This window comes from Burkholderia anthina, from assembly GCF_001547525.1.
Lineage (GTDB): Bacteria > Pseudomonadota > Gammaproteobacteria > Burkholderiales > Burkholderiaceae > Burkholderia > Burkholderia semiarida.
Window position 1 is genome coordinate 1,625,176 of the sequence record NZ_LNJP01000003.1, and the last position, 16,596, is coordinate 1,641,771.

The window sequence follows — 16,596 nt, forward strand, 5'->3', positions numbered from 1 at the left end:
AATATCGGCTCGTTGCGATTCCGTCATAGACCGATCGAAGCGCAATACGCTCCGCAACGCGGCGAGCGTACCGGGCGCGCTCGCGCGGAATTGTCGATAATAGAACGTTGTTATTCACCGGATGCCGACGATGACCGAAGCCACCCAAGCCCCGCCCGCCGTTCCGCGCCTCACGAGCCTGTCGCACGGCGGCGGCTGCGGCTGCAAGATCGCGCCGGGCGTGCTGTCCGAACTGCTCAAGCGCGCGACGCCGCCCGCGCTGTTCCCCGATCTGCTGGTCGGCACCGAGACGTCCGACGACGCGGCCGTCTACCGGCTCAACGACGAGCAGGCGATCGTCGCGACCACCGATTTCTTCATGCCGATCGTCGACGATCCTTTCGACTTCGGCCGCATCGCGGCCACCAACGCGCTGTCCGACGTCTATGCGATGGGCGGCAAGCCGATTCTCGCGCTCGCGCTGGTCGGCATGCCGATCAACGTGCTGCCGCACGAAACGATCGCGGCCGTGCTGCGCGGCGGCGAATCGGTATGCGCGGAGGCCGGCATTCCGGTCGCGGGCGGCCATTCGATCGATTCGGTCGAGCCGATCTACGGGCTCGCGGCGATCGGCGTCGTGCATCCGTCGCGCGTGAAGCGCAACGCGGCCGCGCGCGCGGGCGACGTGCTCGTGCTCGGCAAGCCGCTCGGCGTCGGCGTGCTGTCGGCCGCGCTGAAGAAGAACCAGCTCGATGGAGCGGGTTACGCGCAGATGGTTGCGACCACCACCAAGCTGAACCGGCCGGGCGCCGAACTCGCCGCGCTGTCGGGCGTGCATGCGCTGACCGACGTCACGGGCTTCGGGCTGCTCGGCCATACGCTCGAACTGGCGCGCGGCGCGCGGCTCACCGCGCGCGTGCACTATGCGTCGCTGCCGTGGCTCGCGGGCGTCGAGACGTTCGTCGCCGACGGCGTGTTCACCGGTGCGTCGGGCCGCAACTGGGCCGCGTACGGCACCGATGTGCGGCTCGCCGACGCGCTGCCGCCCGTCGCGCAGGCGCTACTGACCGATCCGCAGACGTCGGGCGGGCTGCTGGTCGCATGTGCGCCGGAAGCGGTCGACGACGTGCTCGCGTGCTTCCGTGCCGACGGTTTCGACCGCGCGGCGGTGATCGGCGAGATGGTGGACGGGCCCGCACGCGTCGACGTCGCCTGACGCCGGATTCACACGCCGCATCGTTTCGACGTCGCCGGAATCGACGCTTTCCATCGACGGTATCGATGCCATCGACGACCGATGAACGACTTCCTGTTCGGGCTGACGATCGCGCTGTCGGTCGGGCCCGTCGCACTGATGATCGCGCACTACGGCATGCGCGCCGGTACGGCGACCGGCGTGCGCGCGGCGCTCGGGGTGGCCGCTGCCGACGGCTGCTATGCGGTCGTCGCGTTCACGATCGGCGCGCTGCTCGCGGGCACGCTGGCGTCGTATCTGTCGGTGTTCCGCATGGTCGGTGCGTTCGTGCTGCTCGCGATGGGCGCGCGGATGCTGTGGCAGGCGCTGCATGACCGGCGCCGCGCGCTCGACGGCAGCGTACCGACGCCACCGGCCGATCGCCCGTTCATGTCGATGTTCTTCGTCACGCTCGCGAATCCGCTGACCATCCTGCTGTTCTACGGCTATGCGACCGCTGCCGTCGGTGCGCACCGGCACTGGCTGCTCGGCGCGGCGTACGTGTTCGCGGGCAGTCTCGCCGGGCAGCTCGTGTTCGCGTTCGGCGGCAGCGCGATCGGGCGCTTCGTGAAGTCGCAGCGATGGCTCGCCGCGAGCCATGTGGTCGCCGCACTCGTCGTGCTCGGATATGGCGTCGCGGGGCTGATGCGCGCGTAGCGCGCCGAGAAGCGGCCGACGTCGCGGTTGGCGGCAAACCAGATAGCATTCCTGACGTTTGCAGGGCCGCGAAGAGTGGGCAATTTCCCGTCGCGCAACACGCATCCATTCGCACGAAACATCGCCCGCCGTTTCGTAGTCGGGTTCCGCATCGCGCACGCCCGTTCTATACTCGTCGCGCAGTCTCCGACAGCCGTTCTCATCCAACATCACTGAAACAAGGAACGCCGATGCTGACTCGCTCCATTCTTTCCGCCGCTGCATTCTCGCTCGCGGCCTGCGCGACCGCGCCGTCGATCGCGCAGGACAACCAGGGCAACAACGCGGGCAACGCCGCATTCGCCGAGACCGGCGCACAGGGCCGCCCGGTCAAGGTCATGATCATCACGATGTTCGGTCCGGAAGGCCAGGCGTGGCTCGACCGGCTCGGCCCGTGGCGCGACATCGCCGTGCCGGGCCTGTCGCCCGACTATCCGGCCGTCCACTGCAACAAGCAGGACGTGTGCGTGGTCACGACCGGCATGGGCTATGCGAACGCGTCGGCGACGATCATGGCGCTCACGTTCTCGCAGCGCTTCGATCTGCGCCGCACGTACTTCCTGATCTCGGGCATCGCAGGCGTCGATCCCGCGCAAGGCACGGTCGGCTCGGCCGCGTGGTCGAAATACCTCGTCGATTTCAGCCTGCAGTGGGAGCTCGATGCGCGCGAGATTCCGGCCGGGTGGAACACCGGTTTTCTCGGCATCAACACGAAGAGCCCGAACGACAAGCCGCCGCTCGACTATCGCACCGAAGTATTCCAGCTCAACCCGCAGTTGACCGACGCCGCATACGCGCTGTCGCGCAACGTCGTGCTCGCGGACAGCGCACAGGCGCAGGCCGCGCGCGCGAAGTTCACGTACGCGCCGGCCAACCGGCCGCCGACGGTGATCCAGTGCGATACGTCATCGGGCAATACGTGGTTCTCGGGCACGCTGATCGGCGAGCGCGCACGCCAGTGGACCAAGATCCTCACGGACGGCAAGGGCACGTACTGCATGACCGCGCAGGAAGACAACGCAACGTACGAAGCGCTCAAGCGCGCGGCGAGCGTGAAGCGGGTCGACCTGTCGCGCGTCGCCGTGCTGCGCACGGGGTCCGATTTCGACCGGCCGTACGCGGGACAGACGAGCGCGGACAACCTGCTGAACTACGCGGACCAGGGCGGCTTCGCGCCGGCGACCGAAAACCTGTACCGCGCGGGCAATCCGCTCGTGCAGGACATCGTCACGCACTGGGGCGAATGGCGTGATGGAGTGCCGCGCCGTTGATCGCCGCAGGACGGTATCGGCGACACGTCGCCGCGAGCGTCAATGCGATTGCGACCCGGAGCGGAACGGCGTCCACACCGGCGTGGTGTCGTCCCAGTGATCGAGCGGCGAAGGAAGTTGATCGTTCATCATGTGCTCCTGCAACTCACTGACTCAGCGAGTCGTCGACGAGGTGGTTCGAGATGCCGCGCGCGGGGCAACCCGCTGCGCGGCGTCGCGCGTTTACCGGCCTCCGCCGGCGAGCTGGTTGCTTTCCGGCATCGGGCGATAGGCGCCTTGTGCGAGCTCGAGCCCTTGCGGGTACGACGTTGCCTTGCGCAGGTACGCGAGCGTGCCGTCCTTGCGTGCTTGCACGACCTCCGCGCTCACTTCGGCGCGTGTGCGCGGGCCGTTGTGCTGCGAATACCACGACGTGTTGCCGTAGTCGCCGGCGTGCGGCGTACCCGAATCGGCGAAGGCCGGTGCGGACACGGCAAGCGTGAGAGCAAGGGCCGAGAGAAGATGGCGGCGGTTCATGGCGTCACTCCTGAAAATGTCGGAGCGGGCGCTTGAGCGCTTACTCCGGTCCCGCCAGGCGGGATCTGTTCGATGCGCAACGAGGTGCGCGACAGGGTTTACTCTAGGTGTCCGTTCCGTCGCGATAAATGCGGCTCGCACGAATTGAATTGTCGCGAGACTGGAACAATCGGAATCCGTACGTGCGGTGGGGGAATGCGGAAACGGCCCGCAGCCCCGTGGCGCCGGCGTCGCAGGGGCGGCGGCGAGGGCGCGCGACGACGCACACGGCCGATTGCCGCGGGTTGCGCAAAGGGTTGCTGCAGATTCGGGAAGGATCGGGGCGCCGCGCGTGGAGGTGGTGCCCAGGCGGCGCGCAGGCGGGACGACGTGCGGGCGCCGCGGCCCGCACGCGTGGTTCAGACGATTACGCGACCCACTCGTTGATGACCGGCGTATCGAGCGCCGGCGCGCGTTCGGCTTCCTCGAACGTGCGCTTGCTGCACGTCGCGTCGAGGCTGCCCTTGCCGCTCAGCAGCGGGCAGCGGTCGAACACTTCGGCAATCCAGTCGACGAACACGCGCACCTTCGGCGACAGATGGCGGCTGTGCGGATACACGACCGAGATCGGCATCGGCAGCGGCTTGACGCCGGGCAGCACTTCCTTGAGCCGGCCCTCGCGCAGGTGCGGCAGCACCATGAAGAGCGGCGGCTGGATCAGCCCGAAGCCTTCGATACCGCAGGTCACGTACGCATCCGCGTCGTTTACCGACACGATGCCCTCCATCTTCATCTCGACTTCCTTGCCGTCGATCAGGAAGGTCCAGTCGATCGTGCGGCCGGTGCGGCTCGAGAAGTAGTTGACGGCCTTGTGCTGGCTCAGATCGTCGATCGTCTGCGGCTCGCCGTTGCGCTCGAGATAGTCGGGCGACGCGACGGTCACGCATTCGAACAGGCCGACGCGGCGCGCGACGAGCGACGAATCCTGCAGCGCACCGACGCGGATCACGCAGTCGACGCCTTCCTGCAGCAGGTCGACCGGCCGGTCGGACAGGCCGAGCTGCAGGTCGATGTCCGGATAGCGCGTATGAAATTCGCACAGCGACGGAATCACGAGCAGCCGACCGATCGAGCCCGGCATGTCGATACGCAACTTTCCGTGCGGCTTCCGATTGTTGGCCTGGAAGCTCGCTTCGGTTTCCTCGACGTCCGCGAGGATCCGCACGCACCGTTCGTAGTACGCGGCGCCGTCCGGCGTGAGCGACAGCCGGCGCGTGGTCCGGTGCATCAGCCGCACGCCGAGGAAGGCTTCGAGATTCTGGATGATCGTCGTGACGGACGCTCGCGGCAGGCCGAGCGTTTCTGCTGCCTTGGTGAAGCTGCTTGTATCGACGACGCGAGTAAACACCTGCATGGCCTGAAGCCGGTCCATCACAACCTCCGCAATCTAATGAGCCCGCGAACAACAAGGCTGCGCTACCTCATGGGTAAACGCAGCCTCGGATTGTTCGGGGGCGTTGAATTGTGTTGCCGGATTATAGGCATTTATCCCAATGTCTGCCGGACTCAGAATTCGTTCCATCTCGAAATGGATGCCGCATCGTCATGGACGCTTCTGAATTCAGCAAATTCCTGAAAGCCGCGCTGCCCGCGCAAGCCACAGCGGGCGGGGCGCTGACGGTTGCCGAAGTCGAAATTCCCGGCTACGCACAGGACATCGTGCTGCGCCTCTACCGCCGCCCGGACAAGACCGGGTTGCCAGTAGTGCTTTATTTCCACGGCGGCGGCTTCGTTCGCGGTTCGCTCGAAGACGCGGATTTCGCCGCGCGTTTTTTAGCAGAACGCTTACCAGCTCTCGTAGTGTCGGTCGACTATTCGCTCGCGCCGGCCTTTCCTTTTCCGGCCGCGCCGGAGGATGCGTATCGGGCCGCCGTGTGGGCCGCGACGCGCGCCCGCGCGTTCGGCGGCAACCCGAAGAAGATCGGGGTCGCGGGGCACGATGCGGGCGGCCAGCTCGCGAACTGCCTCGCCTTCATCGCTCGCGACCGCGGCGAGGTGTCGATCGCCGCGCAGGCGCTGTTCGGGCCGATGCTCGACCCGAGCATGACGCGCATCGGCGACGCCGAGCGCCTCGCGTCCGACATCACCGCGCGCGAATGCGCGGCCTGCTATCGCGCATACCTGCCGCAGGCGGCGCAGCGCATGCACCCGTACGCGGCGCCGATCGAATCGGTGCGCCTCGCGGGGCTGCCGCCGACGCTCGTCGTCACCGCGCAGAACGACGTGCTGCACGTCGAGGCGGAGAAATATGCGGGCTGCCTGATTTCATCGGGCGTGCTCACGCAGGTGATCCGCTACCCGGACATCACGCACGCCGCGCTCGCCACGCACGAAGCCGCGTTCGAGGAAGCCGTGCGCTTCTTCCAGTGCCGTTTCCAGGCGCGCCAGCCGAACCGTTCCGAATAACCAGACCAATCCACGCTTACCGGAGATCCACATGGCCATCCTACGCACCACCCGTTCACGAATCGCGACCGCGGCGATCGTCACGCTTGCCGTCGTCGGCCTCGGCACGTTCGGCGCGATGCGCGTGAACGCGAACGCGCCCGAGAAAGCGGCGGCGCCGCTGCCCGAAGTCGACGTCGCGACCGTCGTGCCTCAGACCGTCACCGACTGGCAAAGCTATTCGGGCCGCCTCGAGGCGGTCGAGAAAGTCGACGTGCGCCCGCAGGTGTCGGGCACGATCGTCGCGGTGAATTTCAAGGACGGCGCGCTCGTGAAGAAGGGCGACGTGCTGTTCGTGATCGACCCGCGCCCGTACCAGGCGGAAGTCGATCGCGCCGCCGCGCAGCTCGCGGCCGCGCAGGCGCGCAACGGCTACGCGCAGACCGACTGGCAGCGCGCGCAGCGGCTGATCGGCGACAACGCGATCGCGAAGCGCGACTACGACGAGAAGCAGAACGCGGCGCGCGAAGCGAGCGCGAACCTGAAGGCCGCCGAAGCCGCGCTGGAAACGGCGCGCATCAACCTCGGCTACACGCGCATCACGGCGCCGGTATCGGGCCGCGTGTCGCGTGCGGAAATCACGCTCGGCAACGTCGTGTCGGCCGGTGCGTCGGCCGCGCCGCTGACGACGCTGGTGTCGGTGTCGCCGATCTACGCGTCGTTCGACGCGGACGAGCAGACCTACCTGCAATACATCAACGGCGCGCGCAACGGCCGCAAGGTGCCGGTCGAACTCGGCCTCGCGAACGAAACCGGCTACTCGCGCAGCGGCGAGATCGACTCGGTCGACAACCGGCTCGACACGTCGTCGGGCACGATCCGCGTGCGCGCACGCTTCGACAACGCGGACGGCACGCTCGTCCCGGGCCTCTACGCGCGCGTGAAGGTGGGCGGCAGCGCGCCGCACGAGGCGCTGCTCGTCGACGATGCCGCGATCAACACCGATCAGGACAAGAAGTTCGTGTTCGTCGTCGATCAGCAGGGCCGCGTGTCGTACCGCGAAGTGCAACCGGGAATGCAGCACGGCAACCGGCGCGTGATCGTGAGCGGGCTCGCGGCCGGCGATCGCGTGATCGTGAACGGCACGCAGCGCGTGCGCCCCGGCGAGCAGGTGAAGCCGCACATGGTCCCGATGACGGGCGGCGACGAGCCGTCCGCGCCGCTCGCGGGTACCGCGAAGCCGGCCGCACCGGCGAAGGCGGATTCGTAAGCGGCACGCCGCTTCGCATCCGCGTTCAACCAGACAGAGCAACCCATGAACATTTCCAAATTCTTTATCGACCGGCCGATCTTCGCAGGAGTCCTATCGGTGATCATCCTGCTCGGCGGGGTGATCGCGATGTTCCTGCTGCCGATTTCGGAATATCCGGAGGTCGTGCCGCCTTCCGTGATCGTGAAGGCGCAGTATCCGGGCGCGAACCCGAAAGTGATCGCCGAGACGGTCGCGTCGCCGCTTGAAGAGCAGATCAACGGCGTCGAGGACATGCTCTACATGCAGTCGCAGGCGAACAGCGACGGCAACATGACGATCACCGTCACGTTCAAGCTCGGCACCGATCCGGACAAGGCCACGCAGCTCGTGCAGAACCGCGTGAACCAGGCGCTGCCACGCCTGCCGGAAGACGTGCAGCGGCTCGGCATCACCACGGTGAAGAGCTCGCCGACGCTGACGATGGTGGTCCACCTGATCTCGCCGGACAACCGCTACGACATGACCTACCTGCGCAACTACGCGCTGATCAACGTGAAGGATCGCCTGTCGCGGATCCAGGGCGTCGGTCAGGTGCAGCTGTGGGGTTCGGGCGACTACGCGATGCGCGTGTGGCTCGATCCGCAGAAGGTCGCGCAGCGCGGGCTGTCGGCCGAGGACGTCGTGCAGGCGATCCGCGAGCAGAACGTGCAGGTCGCGGCCGGCGTGATCGGCGCGTCGCCGTCGCTGCCCGGCACGCCGCTGCAGCTGTCGGTGAACGCGCGCGGCCGTCTGCAGACGGAAGACGAGTTCGGCGACATCGTCGTGAAGACGACGCCGGACGGCGGCGTCACGCACCTGCGCGACATCGCGCGAATCCAGCTCGACGCGTCCGAATACGGGCTGCGCTCGCTGCTCGACAACAAGCCGGCCGTCGCGATGGCGATCAACCAGTCGCCGGGCGCGAACTCGCTGCAGATCTCGGACGAGGTGCGCAAGACGATGGCCGAGCTGAAGCAGGACATGCCGGCCGGCGTCGACTACAAGATCGTCTATGACCCGACGCAGTTCGTGCGTTCGTCGATCAAGGCCGTCGTGCACACGCTGCTCGAAGCGATCGCGCTGGTCGTGATCGTCGTGATCGTGTTCCTGCAGACCTGGCGCGCGTCGCTGATTCCGCTGATCGCGGTGCCGGTGTCGATCATCGGCACGTTCTCGCTGCTGCTGGCGTTCGGGTATTCGATCAACGCGTTGTCGCTGTTCGGGATGGTCCTCGCGATCGGGATCGTGGTCGACGATGCGATCGTCGTCGTGGAGAACGTCGAGCGCAACATCGAGGGCGGGATGAACGCGCGGCAGGCAACCTACAAGGCGATGCAGGAAGTGAGCGGGCCGATCATCGCGATCGCGCTGACGCTCGTCGCCGTGTTCGTGCCGCTCGCGTTCATGTCGGGCCTGACCGGCCAGTTCTACAAGCAGTTCGCGATGACCATCGCGATCTCGACGGTGATCTCGGCGTTCAACTCGCTGACGCTGTCGCCGGCGCTGTCCGCGATCCTGCTGAAGGGGCACGGCGACAAGGAAGACTGGCTCACGCGCGTGATGAACCGCGTGCTCGGCGGCTTCTTCCGCCGCTTCAACAAGGTGTTCCATCGCGGCGCGGAGAACTACGGCCGCGGCGTGCGCGGCGTGCTGTCGCGCAAGACGCTGATGCTCGGCGTGTACCTCGTGCTGGTGGGCGCGACCGTGCTCGTGTCGAAGGTCGTGCCGGGCGGCTTCGTGCCCGCGCAGGACAAGGAATACCTGATCGCGTTCGCGCAGTTGCCGAACGGTGCATCGCTCGACCGCACCGAGAAGGTGATCCGCGACATGGGGTCGATCGCGCTGAAGCAGCCGGGCGTCGAGAGCGCGGTCGCGTTCCCGGGGCTGTCGGTGAACGGCTTCACGAACAGCTCGAGCGCGGGCATCGTGTTCGTCACGCTCAAGCCGTTCTCGGAGCGGCATGGCAAGGCGTTGTCGGCCGGCGCGATCGCGGGTGCGCTGAACCAGCAGTACAGCGCGATGAAGGATTCGTTCGTCGCGGTGTTCCCGCCGCCGCCGGTGCTCGGCCTCGGCACGCTCGGCGGGTTCAAGATGCAGATCGAGGATCGCGGCGCGGTGGGCTACGCGAAGCTGTCGGATGCGACCAACGACTTCATCAAGCGCGCGCAGCAGGCGCCTGAACTCGGCCCGCTGTTCACGAGCTACCAGATCAACGTGCCGCAGCTCAACGTCGATCTCGACCGCGTGAAGGCGAAGCAGCTCGGCGTGCCGGTGACCGACGTGTTCAACACGATGCAGGTGTATCTCGGTTCGCTGTACGTGAACGACTTCAACCGCTTCGGGCGCGTGTACCAGGTGCGCGTGCAGGCCGATGCGCCGTTCCGCCAGCGCGCGGACGACATCCTGCAGTTGAAGACGCGCAACGACAAGGGCGAAATGGTGCCGCTGTCGTCGCTCGTGACGGTGACGCCGACCTTCGGCCCGGAAATGGTCGTGCGCTACAACGGCTACACGGCGGCCGACATCAACGGCGGCCCGGCGCCGGGCTTCTCGTCGGGCCAGGCGCAGGCCGCGGTCGAGCGCATCGCGCACGAGACGCTGCCGCGCGGCGTGCGGTTCGAGTGGACCGACCTCACGTACCAGCAGATTCTTGCGGGCGATTCGGCGATGTGGGTGTTCCCGATCAGTGTGCTGCTCGTGTTCCTCGTGCTCGCCGCGCTGTATGAAAGCCTGACGCTGCCGCTCGCGGTGATCCTGATCGTGCCGATGAGCATTCTGTCGGCGCTGACGGGCGTGTGGCTCACGCAGGGCGACAACAACATCTTCACGCAGATCGGCCTGATGGTGCTGGTGGGGCTGTCGGCGAAGAACGCGATCCTGATCGTCGAATTCGCGCGCGAGCTCGAACACGACGGCAGGACGCCGCTCGAGGCCGCGATCGAGGCGAGCCGGCTGCGGCTGCGCCCGATCCTGATGACGTCGATCGCCTTCATCATGGGCGTGGTGCCGCTCGTCACGTCGACCGGCGCCGGTTCGGAAATGCGCCATGCGATGGGTGTCGCGGTGTTCTTCGGGATGCTCGGCGTGACGCTGTTCGGGCTGATGCTGACGCCGGTGTTCTACGTCGTGCTGCGTACGCTCGCGGGCGGCAAGATCCACGTCGCCGGCAAGGATTCGGCGGGGTACGGCGTGCCGGCGCCCGATGCTTGAGGACCAGAAAATGAATAACTTGCACAACACGAACGGCCTGATGCGCTTCGCGAAGGTGGCGGCCGCGAGCACCCTGCTCGCGACGCTGCTCGCCGCGTGCGCGGTGGGCCCCGACTACAAGCGGCCGGATGCGGCGGCGCCCGCCGCGTTCAAGGAAGCGCCGACCCTCGCCGCCGGCGAGCAGGCCGGCACGTGGAAGACGGCCGAGCCGTCGGATGGCGAACATCGCGGCGAATGGTGGAAGGTGTTCGGCGACCCGGTGCTCGATTCGCTCGAGGCGCAGGCGCTCGCCGCGAACCAGAACCTGAAGGCCGCGGCGGCGCGAGTCGAGGAAGCGCGTGCGGCGACGCGTTCGGCGCGCTCGCAATGGTTCCCGCAGGTCGGCGCCGGGTTCGGGCCGACGCGCGAGGGGCTGTCGTCGGCGTCGCAGTTCCAGCCGCAAGGTACGGGCCCGACCAACGCGACGCTGTGGCGCGCGCAGGGCACGGTGTCGTACGAAGCCGACCTGTTCGGCCGCGTCGGCCGCAACGTCGAGGCGTCGCGTGCCGACCAGGCGCAGAGCGAGGCGCTGTTCCGCTCGGTGCAGCTCGCGCTGCAGGCCGACGTCGCGCAGAACTACTTCGAACTGCGCCAGCTCGATTCGGATCAGGACCTGTACCGCCGCACGGTCGAGCTGCGCGAGCAGGCGCTGAAGCTCGTGCAGCGCCGCTTCAACGAAGGCGACATCAGCGAGCTCGACGTGTCGCGCGCGAAGAACGAGCTGGCCAGCGCGCAGGCCGATGCGGTCGGCGTTGCGCGCCGGCGCGCGGCGTCCGAGCATGCGCTGGCCATTCTGCTCGGCAAGGCGCCGGCGGATTTCGCGTTCAAGGAAACGCCGATCGTGCCGGTCGCGGTGAAGATTCCGCCGGGCCTGCCGTCTGCGCTGCTCGAACGCCGCCCGGACGTGGCGGCGGCCGAGCGCGCGATGGCGGCCGCGAATGCGCGGATCGGGCTGGCGAAGTCGGCGTACTTCCCGAAGCTCGACATCACCGGGTCGTTCGGGTATGAAGCGTCGACGCTCGGCAACCTGTTCCTGTGGTCGAGCCGCACGTTCCTGCTCGGGCCGTTCGCCGGCACCGCGCTGACGCTGCCGCTGTTCGACGGCGGGCGCCGTGCGGCGGGCGTGCAGCAGGCGCGCGCGCAGTACGACGAACAGGTCGCGAACTACCGGCAGCAGGTGCTCGTCGCGTTCCGCGAGGTCGAGGACAATCTCGCCGATCTGCGCCTGCTCGACGACCAGATTCGCGCGCAGAATGCGGCCGTCAATGCTTCGCGCCGTGCGGCGACGCTGTCGCGGACGCAGTATCAGGAAGGGGAGGTCGCGTATCTCGACGTGATCGACAGCGAGCGGTCGGTGTTGCAGTCGCAGTTGCAGGCGAACCAGTTGACGGGGGCGCAGGCGGTGTCGACCGTCAATCTCATTCGTGCGCTCGGCGGCGGGTGGGGCGCGGCACCGACGGCGATCGGCGATGCGGGGGCCGGCAAGGCGGAAGTGGCTGGGCGCTGACGCTGCGGCCCTTGACGGGCGGGCTGCTCAAGCAAGTGGTCGAACGACGAACCCCGGTCCGTGGCAACGCGGACCGGGTTTTTTATGGGTCATCCAAATTTCCGTGGAGGAACGTCGGCGATCGGCCAGGAAGGGACACTCGCCGCGGCAAGCTGAATGGCCGTTGTCGTCGCCATGCCGAACGCCGCATCTAGCAAACGCGTATGCCACGTCTGTTGACCTTCGCGCCGGCTGACGCTCGAAGATGGGGGCACGATGCGTCTCCTTTCGTTCGCGCGAAACTAAATTGACGCGAGCAGAATCATGCGCCTGGCTAACTGTGCGTCACGCCACGAGCAGACAAACAGCGGCGTGTCCCTTAGACTCTTGCAGCAATGACCATTGCGTGGCCGGAGGCTTCGTCAACGAGAGCATCCGGCAGATGCATCCGGTTCAGGGACGACATCGCCTTTGTCCATCCGATCAGCATCCGAGCGAGTCCCGAAAGGTTGGGCAACCGCATGGATGCGTTGCTGAGGCAAAGCCGCTCGGGCCGTCGCGGTGAATCCTGTGAACAATAGAAGTATCTGCTGTATGACGACCAAGCTGTCATTCGAAATTCTCGAAGTGTTGGATGCAATTGACCGGACCGGTACATTCGCCGAGGCGGCCGAGTTGTTGCATAGGGTTCCGTCGACGCTCACTTACCTTGTGCAAAAGCTGGAAAGTGACCTGGAGGTCGAGCTGTTCGATCGCGGCGGCAGACGGGCGAGACTCACGGAAGCGGGTCGTGCTGTTGTGGAAGATGGGCGTCGTCTTTTAGACGCGGCTCGACACCTGGAGGCCAAAGCAAAAGGCATTCGAGACAGTTGGGAATCGGAGCTTCGACTATGCGTCGATGCAATCTTGCCAATCCAGTCCTTATGGCCGTATGTCCATGCCTTCTACGACCTGGAGATGAATACCCAGCTAAGTCTTTCCACCGAGGTGCTTGGGGGCGTGTGGGATGCCCTGGTTACGCGGCGTGCCGATCTCGCGATAGGGGCGTTCGGCGAGCCGCCGCATGCGGCGAATATCGCGGCCCGGCCAATCGGAACCCTCCGGCACGTTTTTGTCGTGGCACCGGACCATCCACTCGCCCGCATGCCCGAGCCGTTGGAGAGCGAAACGATCGCAAGATATCGAGGTGTTGTCATCAGTGACACTTCTCGCGAACTGCAACCGCAATCCGTGGCCACCCGTGACGGACAGCCGCTGATCATCGTGCCGACGCTCGCAGCCAAACTGCAAGCACTGTGCGAAGGTATCGCTGTCGGGATGCTGCCCGATTTCGTAGCGAAAGAACCGATACACGAAGGCAGGCTGGTGGCGCGTCGCATTGTGGGTGTGCGCGAGTTCACGAATGGCTACCTCGCTTGGCGCGAGGACAAGGTAGGGAACGCTTTGAACTGGTGGATTGCGCAACTAGACAGCCCCGATCTGCTTGAACGGCTCCTGACGCCGCGTCAAGAGAGTAAAGGGCAGCCCGGAGCGCCCGCTTGCGCAGTCCGTTACCCAAGCGCGGAGTAGCAGCCCATCAGTGCTGTCTGAGGACCTTCGCCGGTGCATGCAGTTGGATATTCGAAGGTCAGCCTGGCACTGAACCTTGCCGTCGAGTTGCCGGGGTATCCAATAGCTGCAGCGGGTCGGAAGACGACGTCCACGGAAATTTCCGAAGAACCTTTTTACCGCACCGCATTCCGCAACTAACGGTCAATCTCACTCGGCACCTTCCGACGGGTGCGGCGGCGCTCACATCTCCGCGCGTTCGGCCCGCAGTGCCCGCACCAGTTCGCTTGCCGCCTTGCCGAGCCCCATATGTTTCGGCCGCCGCAAATACACAGGCAACGGCAGCCCGTTGCGAATGTTCGCGAACACGAGCGACGCGAGTTCGCCGTCGGCCACATACCGGCCGATGACCGACTCCGGCAAATTCGCCCAGCCATGACCGGCCTTCACGAGCGCGATCGCGGTCGCCATGTCGGTCACCTTCCACGTGCGGTTGCCGATCAGCGGCCGCACGTCGGTGAGCGGCCGCTCCGGATCGGCGATCACGATCTGCCGGAACCCGGACAATCGCTCGATCGCCTCCGGATGCGCGGCTTCGGCAATCGCCGGATGGCCGGGCGCGGCGACCGCGATCAGCGTCTCGGTCCACAGCGCGTGAATCTGTTCCTGCGGATGCAGATCGAGTCCGCCGTACGCGACGCAAAGATCGACGGCGCCACGATGCAGCGCGTCGACGATCGCATCCTGCGGCGCCGTGACGACGCTGACCGCGAGCGCCGGATATTTCACCGCGACGGCCGTCAGCGCGCGCGCAATCGGCGCACCGTCGATTTCGGCGGCGAGCCCGAGCCGCAGCGAATCCTCGACGCCTTCCGACAAGTGCTGCGCATGCGCACGCAGCGCATGCAGCCGTTCGGCGATCGCGCGCGCGTCGGGCAGCAGCGCGGCCATCGCGGCGGTCGGCGTCGGCTCGCGCGAGCCGCGGTCGAACAGCACGAGGTCGAGCTCGGCCTCGACGTTCGCGATCGCCATGCTGACCGCCGACGGCGTGCGGCCGAGCGCACGCGCGGCCGCCGAGAACGAGCCTTTGTCGATGACGGTCAGCAGCATGTCGATGTGATCGCTGGTCAGCATGGTCCGCCGGCTCCTGTCAGAAAAATTGAAACGACCTGACTTTTGCGGACGAAGTGCCCGCTGTAGTCTCGCCACCTTGTTCGATATGAAGGTGGTCGGTCATGCAAGGATGGAAGAGACGCATAGTCTACGTCGTGATGTTCGAGGTGCTCGGCATCCTCGTCGCGTCGTCGGTGCTCGGCATGCTGAGCGGCGCGAGCGCGGCGACGAGCGGCGTGCTCGGCGTGATGATCTCGACGACGGGCGTCACCGTCAATTTTCTGTACAACCTCGGCTTCGAGGCATGGGAGCGGCGGCGTGCGGAAACGACGCGCACCGTCGGGCGGCGCGTCATGCATGCGATCGGGTTCCAGGTCGCGCTCGTGACGTTCCTGATTCCGCTGATCGCGTGGTGGCTCGACGTGTCGTTATGGCAGGCGTTCCTGTATGACGCAGTGCTGATCGTGTTCTTCCCGATCTTCACGTTCGCGTACAACTGGGCGTTCGACAGCGTGTTCGGTTTGCCGGATGCGGTGACGCGCAAGGCGGCGCCGGCGGCGTAATGTAGACGGATGCAGAGGGATGCGAAACGATGCGGACACCCGCGCCGTTTCGCTGCTGCAAGAGAGAGGAAGACGGGCGGCGCGCACGCCGCCCGCGGCATTACGCGGCGACGAACTCGTGCACGTAACGGTTGAACACCGCAGGGCTCGCGGCGTTCATCCCGTGCGATGCGCCGGCGACGGTCTGCCGTTGCGCATGGCCGATCCACTGCGACAGCGTGTCGACGTTGTGGCGGAACATCTTCGGGCTGCGCTGGCCGTCGATCAGCAGCGTGCGGCATGCGATGTCGCCGGCCGTGTGCTGCGAATACGCGGGCAGCGGGTCGCGCAATTGCTTCGGCAGCGTGCTCGCATTGTCGATCGCCATCGTGCGAAAGCGCGACGTGCTCTTCTTCCATGCGCCGGGCAGGCTTACCGAATCGACGAACATCTCGAGGCCGGCTTCGACTTCGCCCTGCTCGATCAGGTCCACGGCCTTCGTGCGCAGCGCGATCGCGGCGGCCGGCAGCGCGGCTTCGCGCACGCCCGGTTGCTGGAGCGGGCCGCCCGGATCGGCGAGCGTCAGTGATTCGACTAGGTGCGGATGCTGGCGCGCGACGTTGAACGCGACGCTGCCGCCGCGCGAATGGCCGACCAGATGCACGGGGCCGAGATCGAGCGCGTCGATGAATTCGGCGAGCTCGTCGACGTGGTTCTGCCAGCTGAACTCGTCCTGGATGCCTGCCTCGACGGCCGGCCAGTAATGGCTGAGGCTCGGCGCGATGCAGCGGTAGTGGGCCGACAGCGCCGCGAGTTGCGGATCCCAGTAGCGGTAGTCGCACAGCGAGCCATGCACGAACACCATCGGCGCACCGCCGCCCCGCTCGACATACGGCAGGCTGATGCCTGACGAAAGCGTCGCAAATTGCAGGTCGGGGTTCGCGAGCACGGACGGCTCGATTCGCATGTTCATGGCTGAAAGACTCAAAGGTGCGTCAACACGACGCAACTATGCATCACGGCGACCTGCAAGGAAAACGCATAATTTTCATCGTGACGATCAATTTTATTGATGGCTGCGCTGGAAACCCTTGTCGGGCAGGTCCTGCGATCACGGCTGCGGCCGACCTTTAATCAGTCCCTATATGCGTACGGTTCGAGTGGGCGTCTATCGACGGCGAACCGCATGACGTCACGGCGCCTTGAAGCGGCATGGGATTTCGGGCGCATGGGGCATGCGTAAGGGA

The 16,596-nt window shown here is 66.4% G+C and carries 13 protein-coding genes; 9 read left to right on the forward strand and 4 right to left on the reverse strand.

Translation table 11 applies throughout. From position 1 onward, the window contains the following. Positions 1-130: 130 nt before the first annotated feature. The 3 genes from selD to WS64_RS27335 all read left to right on the forward strand — a co-directional run bounded on the left by selD (position 131) and on the right by WS64_RS27335 (position 3,180). Positions 131-1,195: a selenide, water dikinase SelD gene (selD, locus tag WS64_RS27325; RefSeq protein WP_081103968.1), complete on the forward strand. Its 1,065-nt coding sequence runs from the start codon at positions 131-133 to the stop codon at positions 1,193-1,195. 81 nt (positions 1,196-1,276) lie between these two features. Continuing rightward, on the forward strand, positions 1,277-1,870 hold the full coding sequence (locus WS64_RS27330; protein WP_060968289.1) for a LysE family translocator: 594 nt from the start codon (positions 1,277-1,279) through the stop codon (positions 1,868-1,870). Between the two features lie 230 nt (positions 1,871-2,100). Further along, positions 2,101-3,180 (forward strand): purine-nucleoside phosphorylase, encoded by a 1,080-nt coding sequence (locus WS64_RS27335; protein ID WP_060968290.1) that lies wholly within the window; start codon positions 2,101-2,103, stop codon positions 3,178-3,180. Positions 3,181-3,402: 222 nt separating this feature from the next. On the opposite strand, the gene WS64_RS27340 is transcribed toward WS64_RS27335, so the two are convergent. Together WS64_RS27340 and ceoR are read right to left on the reverse strand one after the other, a co-directional pair. After that, positions 3,403-3,696, reverse strand: coding sequence for a DUF4148 domain-containing protein (locus tag WS64_RS27340; RefSeq protein WP_059582042.1), 294 nt, complete (start codon positions 3,694-3,696; stop codon positions 3,403-3,405). Between the two features lie 406 nt (positions 3,697-4,102). Next, positions 4,103-5,107 carry a putative multidrug efflux transcriptional regulator CeoR gene (ceoR, locus tag WS64_RS27345; protein WP_060968291.1) on the reverse strand — a complete coding sequence of 335 codons (1,005 nt, stop codon included), beginning with the start codon at positions 5,105-5,107 and terminating at the stop codon, positions 4,103-4,105. 173 nt (positions 5,108-5,280) lie between these two features. Between ceoR and WS64_RS27350 the strand changes: the two genes are divergently transcribed. The 5 genes from WS64_RS27350 (at position 5,281) to WS64_RS27370 (ending at position 13,715) form a co-directional block, all read left to right on the forward strand. Further along, entirely contained in the window at positions 5,281-6,141 is an 861-nt protein-coding gene (locus WS64_RS27350; protein ID WP_059582049.1) for an alpha/beta hydrolase, read from the forward strand. A gap of 31 nt (positions 6,142-6,172) precedes the next feature. Further along, positions 6,173-7,390 (forward strand): multidrug efflux RND transporter periplasmic adaptor subunit CeoA, encoded by a 1,218-nt coding sequence (ceoA, locus tag WS64_RS27355; RefSeq protein WP_059582051.1) that lies wholly within the window; start codon positions 6,173-6,175, stop codon positions 7,388-7,390. 45 nt (positions 7,391-7,435) lie between these two features. Next, positions 7,436-10,621, forward strand: a complete 3,186-nt coding sequence (gene ceoB / locus WS64_RS27360) for a multidrug efflux RND transporter permease subunit CeoB (RefSeq protein WP_059641583.1) — start codon at positions 7,436-7,438, stop codon at positions 10,619-10,621. Positions 10,622-10,631: 10 nt separating this feature from the next. Next, a complete protein-coding gene (opcM, locus tag WS64_RS27365; RefSeq protein ID WP_059582216.1) occupies positions 10,632-12,167 on the forward strand; it encodes a multidrug efflux transporter outer membrane subunit OpcM in 1,536 nt (511 codons plus the stop codon). A 573-nt stretch (positions 12,168-12,740) separates the two neighbouring features. Next, positions 12,741-13,715 carry a LysR family transcriptional regulator gene (locus tag WS64_RS27370; RefSeq protein ID WP_060309889.1) on the forward strand — a complete coding sequence of 325 codons (975 nt, stop codon included), beginning with the start codon at positions 12,741-12,743 and terminating at the stop codon, positions 13,713-13,715. 222 nt (positions 13,716-13,937) lie between these two features. On the opposite strand, the gene WS64_RS27375 is transcribed toward WS64_RS27370, so the two are convergent. After that, a complete protein-coding gene (locus tag WS64_RS27375) occupies positions 13,938-14,828 on the reverse strand; it encodes a LysR family transcriptional regulator (RefSeq protein ID WP_060968292.1) in 891 nt (296 codons plus the stop codon). A 101-nt stretch (positions 14,829-14,929) separates the two neighbouring features. Between WS64_RS27375 and WS64_RS27380 the strand changes: the two genes are divergently transcribed. After that, positions 14,930-15,370, forward strand: a complete 441-nt coding sequence (locus tag WS64_RS27380) for a PACE efflux transporter (protein ID WP_060968293.1) — start codon at positions 14,930-14,932, stop codon at positions 15,368-15,370. Between the two features lie 100 nt (positions 15,371-15,470). On the opposite strand, the gene WS64_RS27385 is transcribed toward WS64_RS27380, so the two are convergent. Next, a complete protein-coding gene (locus tag WS64_RS27385) occupies positions 15,471-16,322 on the reverse strand; it encodes an alpha/beta fold hydrolase (protein ID WP_060968294.1) in 852 nt (283 codons plus the stop codon). Between the last annotated feature and the right edge of the window lie 274 nt (positions 16,323-16,596).

What these genes read in the sequence shown, in the direction of transcription:
- selD (WP_081103968.1), top strand. Translation starts at nt 131, where the DNA reads ATGACCGAAGCCACCCAAGCCCCGCCCGCCGTTCCGCGCCTCACGAGC.
- WS64_RS27330 (WP_060968289.1), top strand. Translation starts at nt 1,277, where the DNA reads ATGAACGACTTCCTGTTCGGGCTGACGATCGCGCTGTCGGTCGGGCCC.
- WS64_RS27335 (WP_060968290.1), top strand. Translation starts at nt 2,101, where the DNA reads ATGCTGACTCGCTCCATTCTTTCCGCCGCTGCATTCTCGCTCGCGGCC.
- WS64_RS27340 (WP_059582042.1), bottom strand. Translation starts at nt 3,696, where the DNA reads ATGAACCGCCGCCATCTTCTCTCGGCCCTTGCTCTCACGCTTGCCGTG.
- ceoR (WP_060968291.1), bottom strand. Translation starts at nt 5,107, where the DNA reads ATGGACCGGCTTCAGGCCATGCAGGTGTTTACTCGCGTCGTCGATACA.
- WS64_RS27350 (WP_059582049.1), top strand. Translation starts at nt 5,281, where the DNA reads ATGGACGCTTCTGAATTCAGCAAATTCCTGAAAGCCGCGCTGCCCGCG.
- ceoA (WP_059582051.1), top strand. Translation starts at nt 6,173, where the DNA reads ATGGCCATCCTACGCACCACCCGTTCACGAATCGCGACCGCGGCGATC.
- ceoB (WP_059641583.1), top strand. Translation starts at nt 7,436, where the DNA reads ATGAACATTTCCAAATTCTTTATCGACCGGCCGATCTTCGCAGGAGTC.
- opcM (WP_059582216.1), top strand. Translation starts at nt 10,632, where the DNA reads ATGAATAACTTGCACAACACGAACGGCCTGATGCGCTTCGCGAAGGTG.
- WS64_RS27370 (WP_060309889.1), top strand. Translation starts at nt 12,741, where the DNA reads ATGACGACCAAGCTGTCATTCGAAATTCTCGAAGTGTTGGATGCAATT.
- WS64_RS27375 (WP_060968292.1), bottom strand. Translation starts at nt 14,828, where the DNA reads ATGCTGACCAGCGATCACATCGACATGCTGCTGACCGTCATCGACAAA.
- WS64_RS27380 (WP_060968293.1), top strand. Translation starts at nt 14,930, where the DNA reads ATGCAAGGATGGAAGAGACGCATAGTCTACGTCGTGATGTTCGAGGTG.
- WS64_RS27385 (WP_060968294.1), bottom strand. Translation starts at nt 16,322, where the DNA reads ATGAACATGCGAATCGAGCCGTCCGTGCTCGCGAACCCCGACCTGCAA.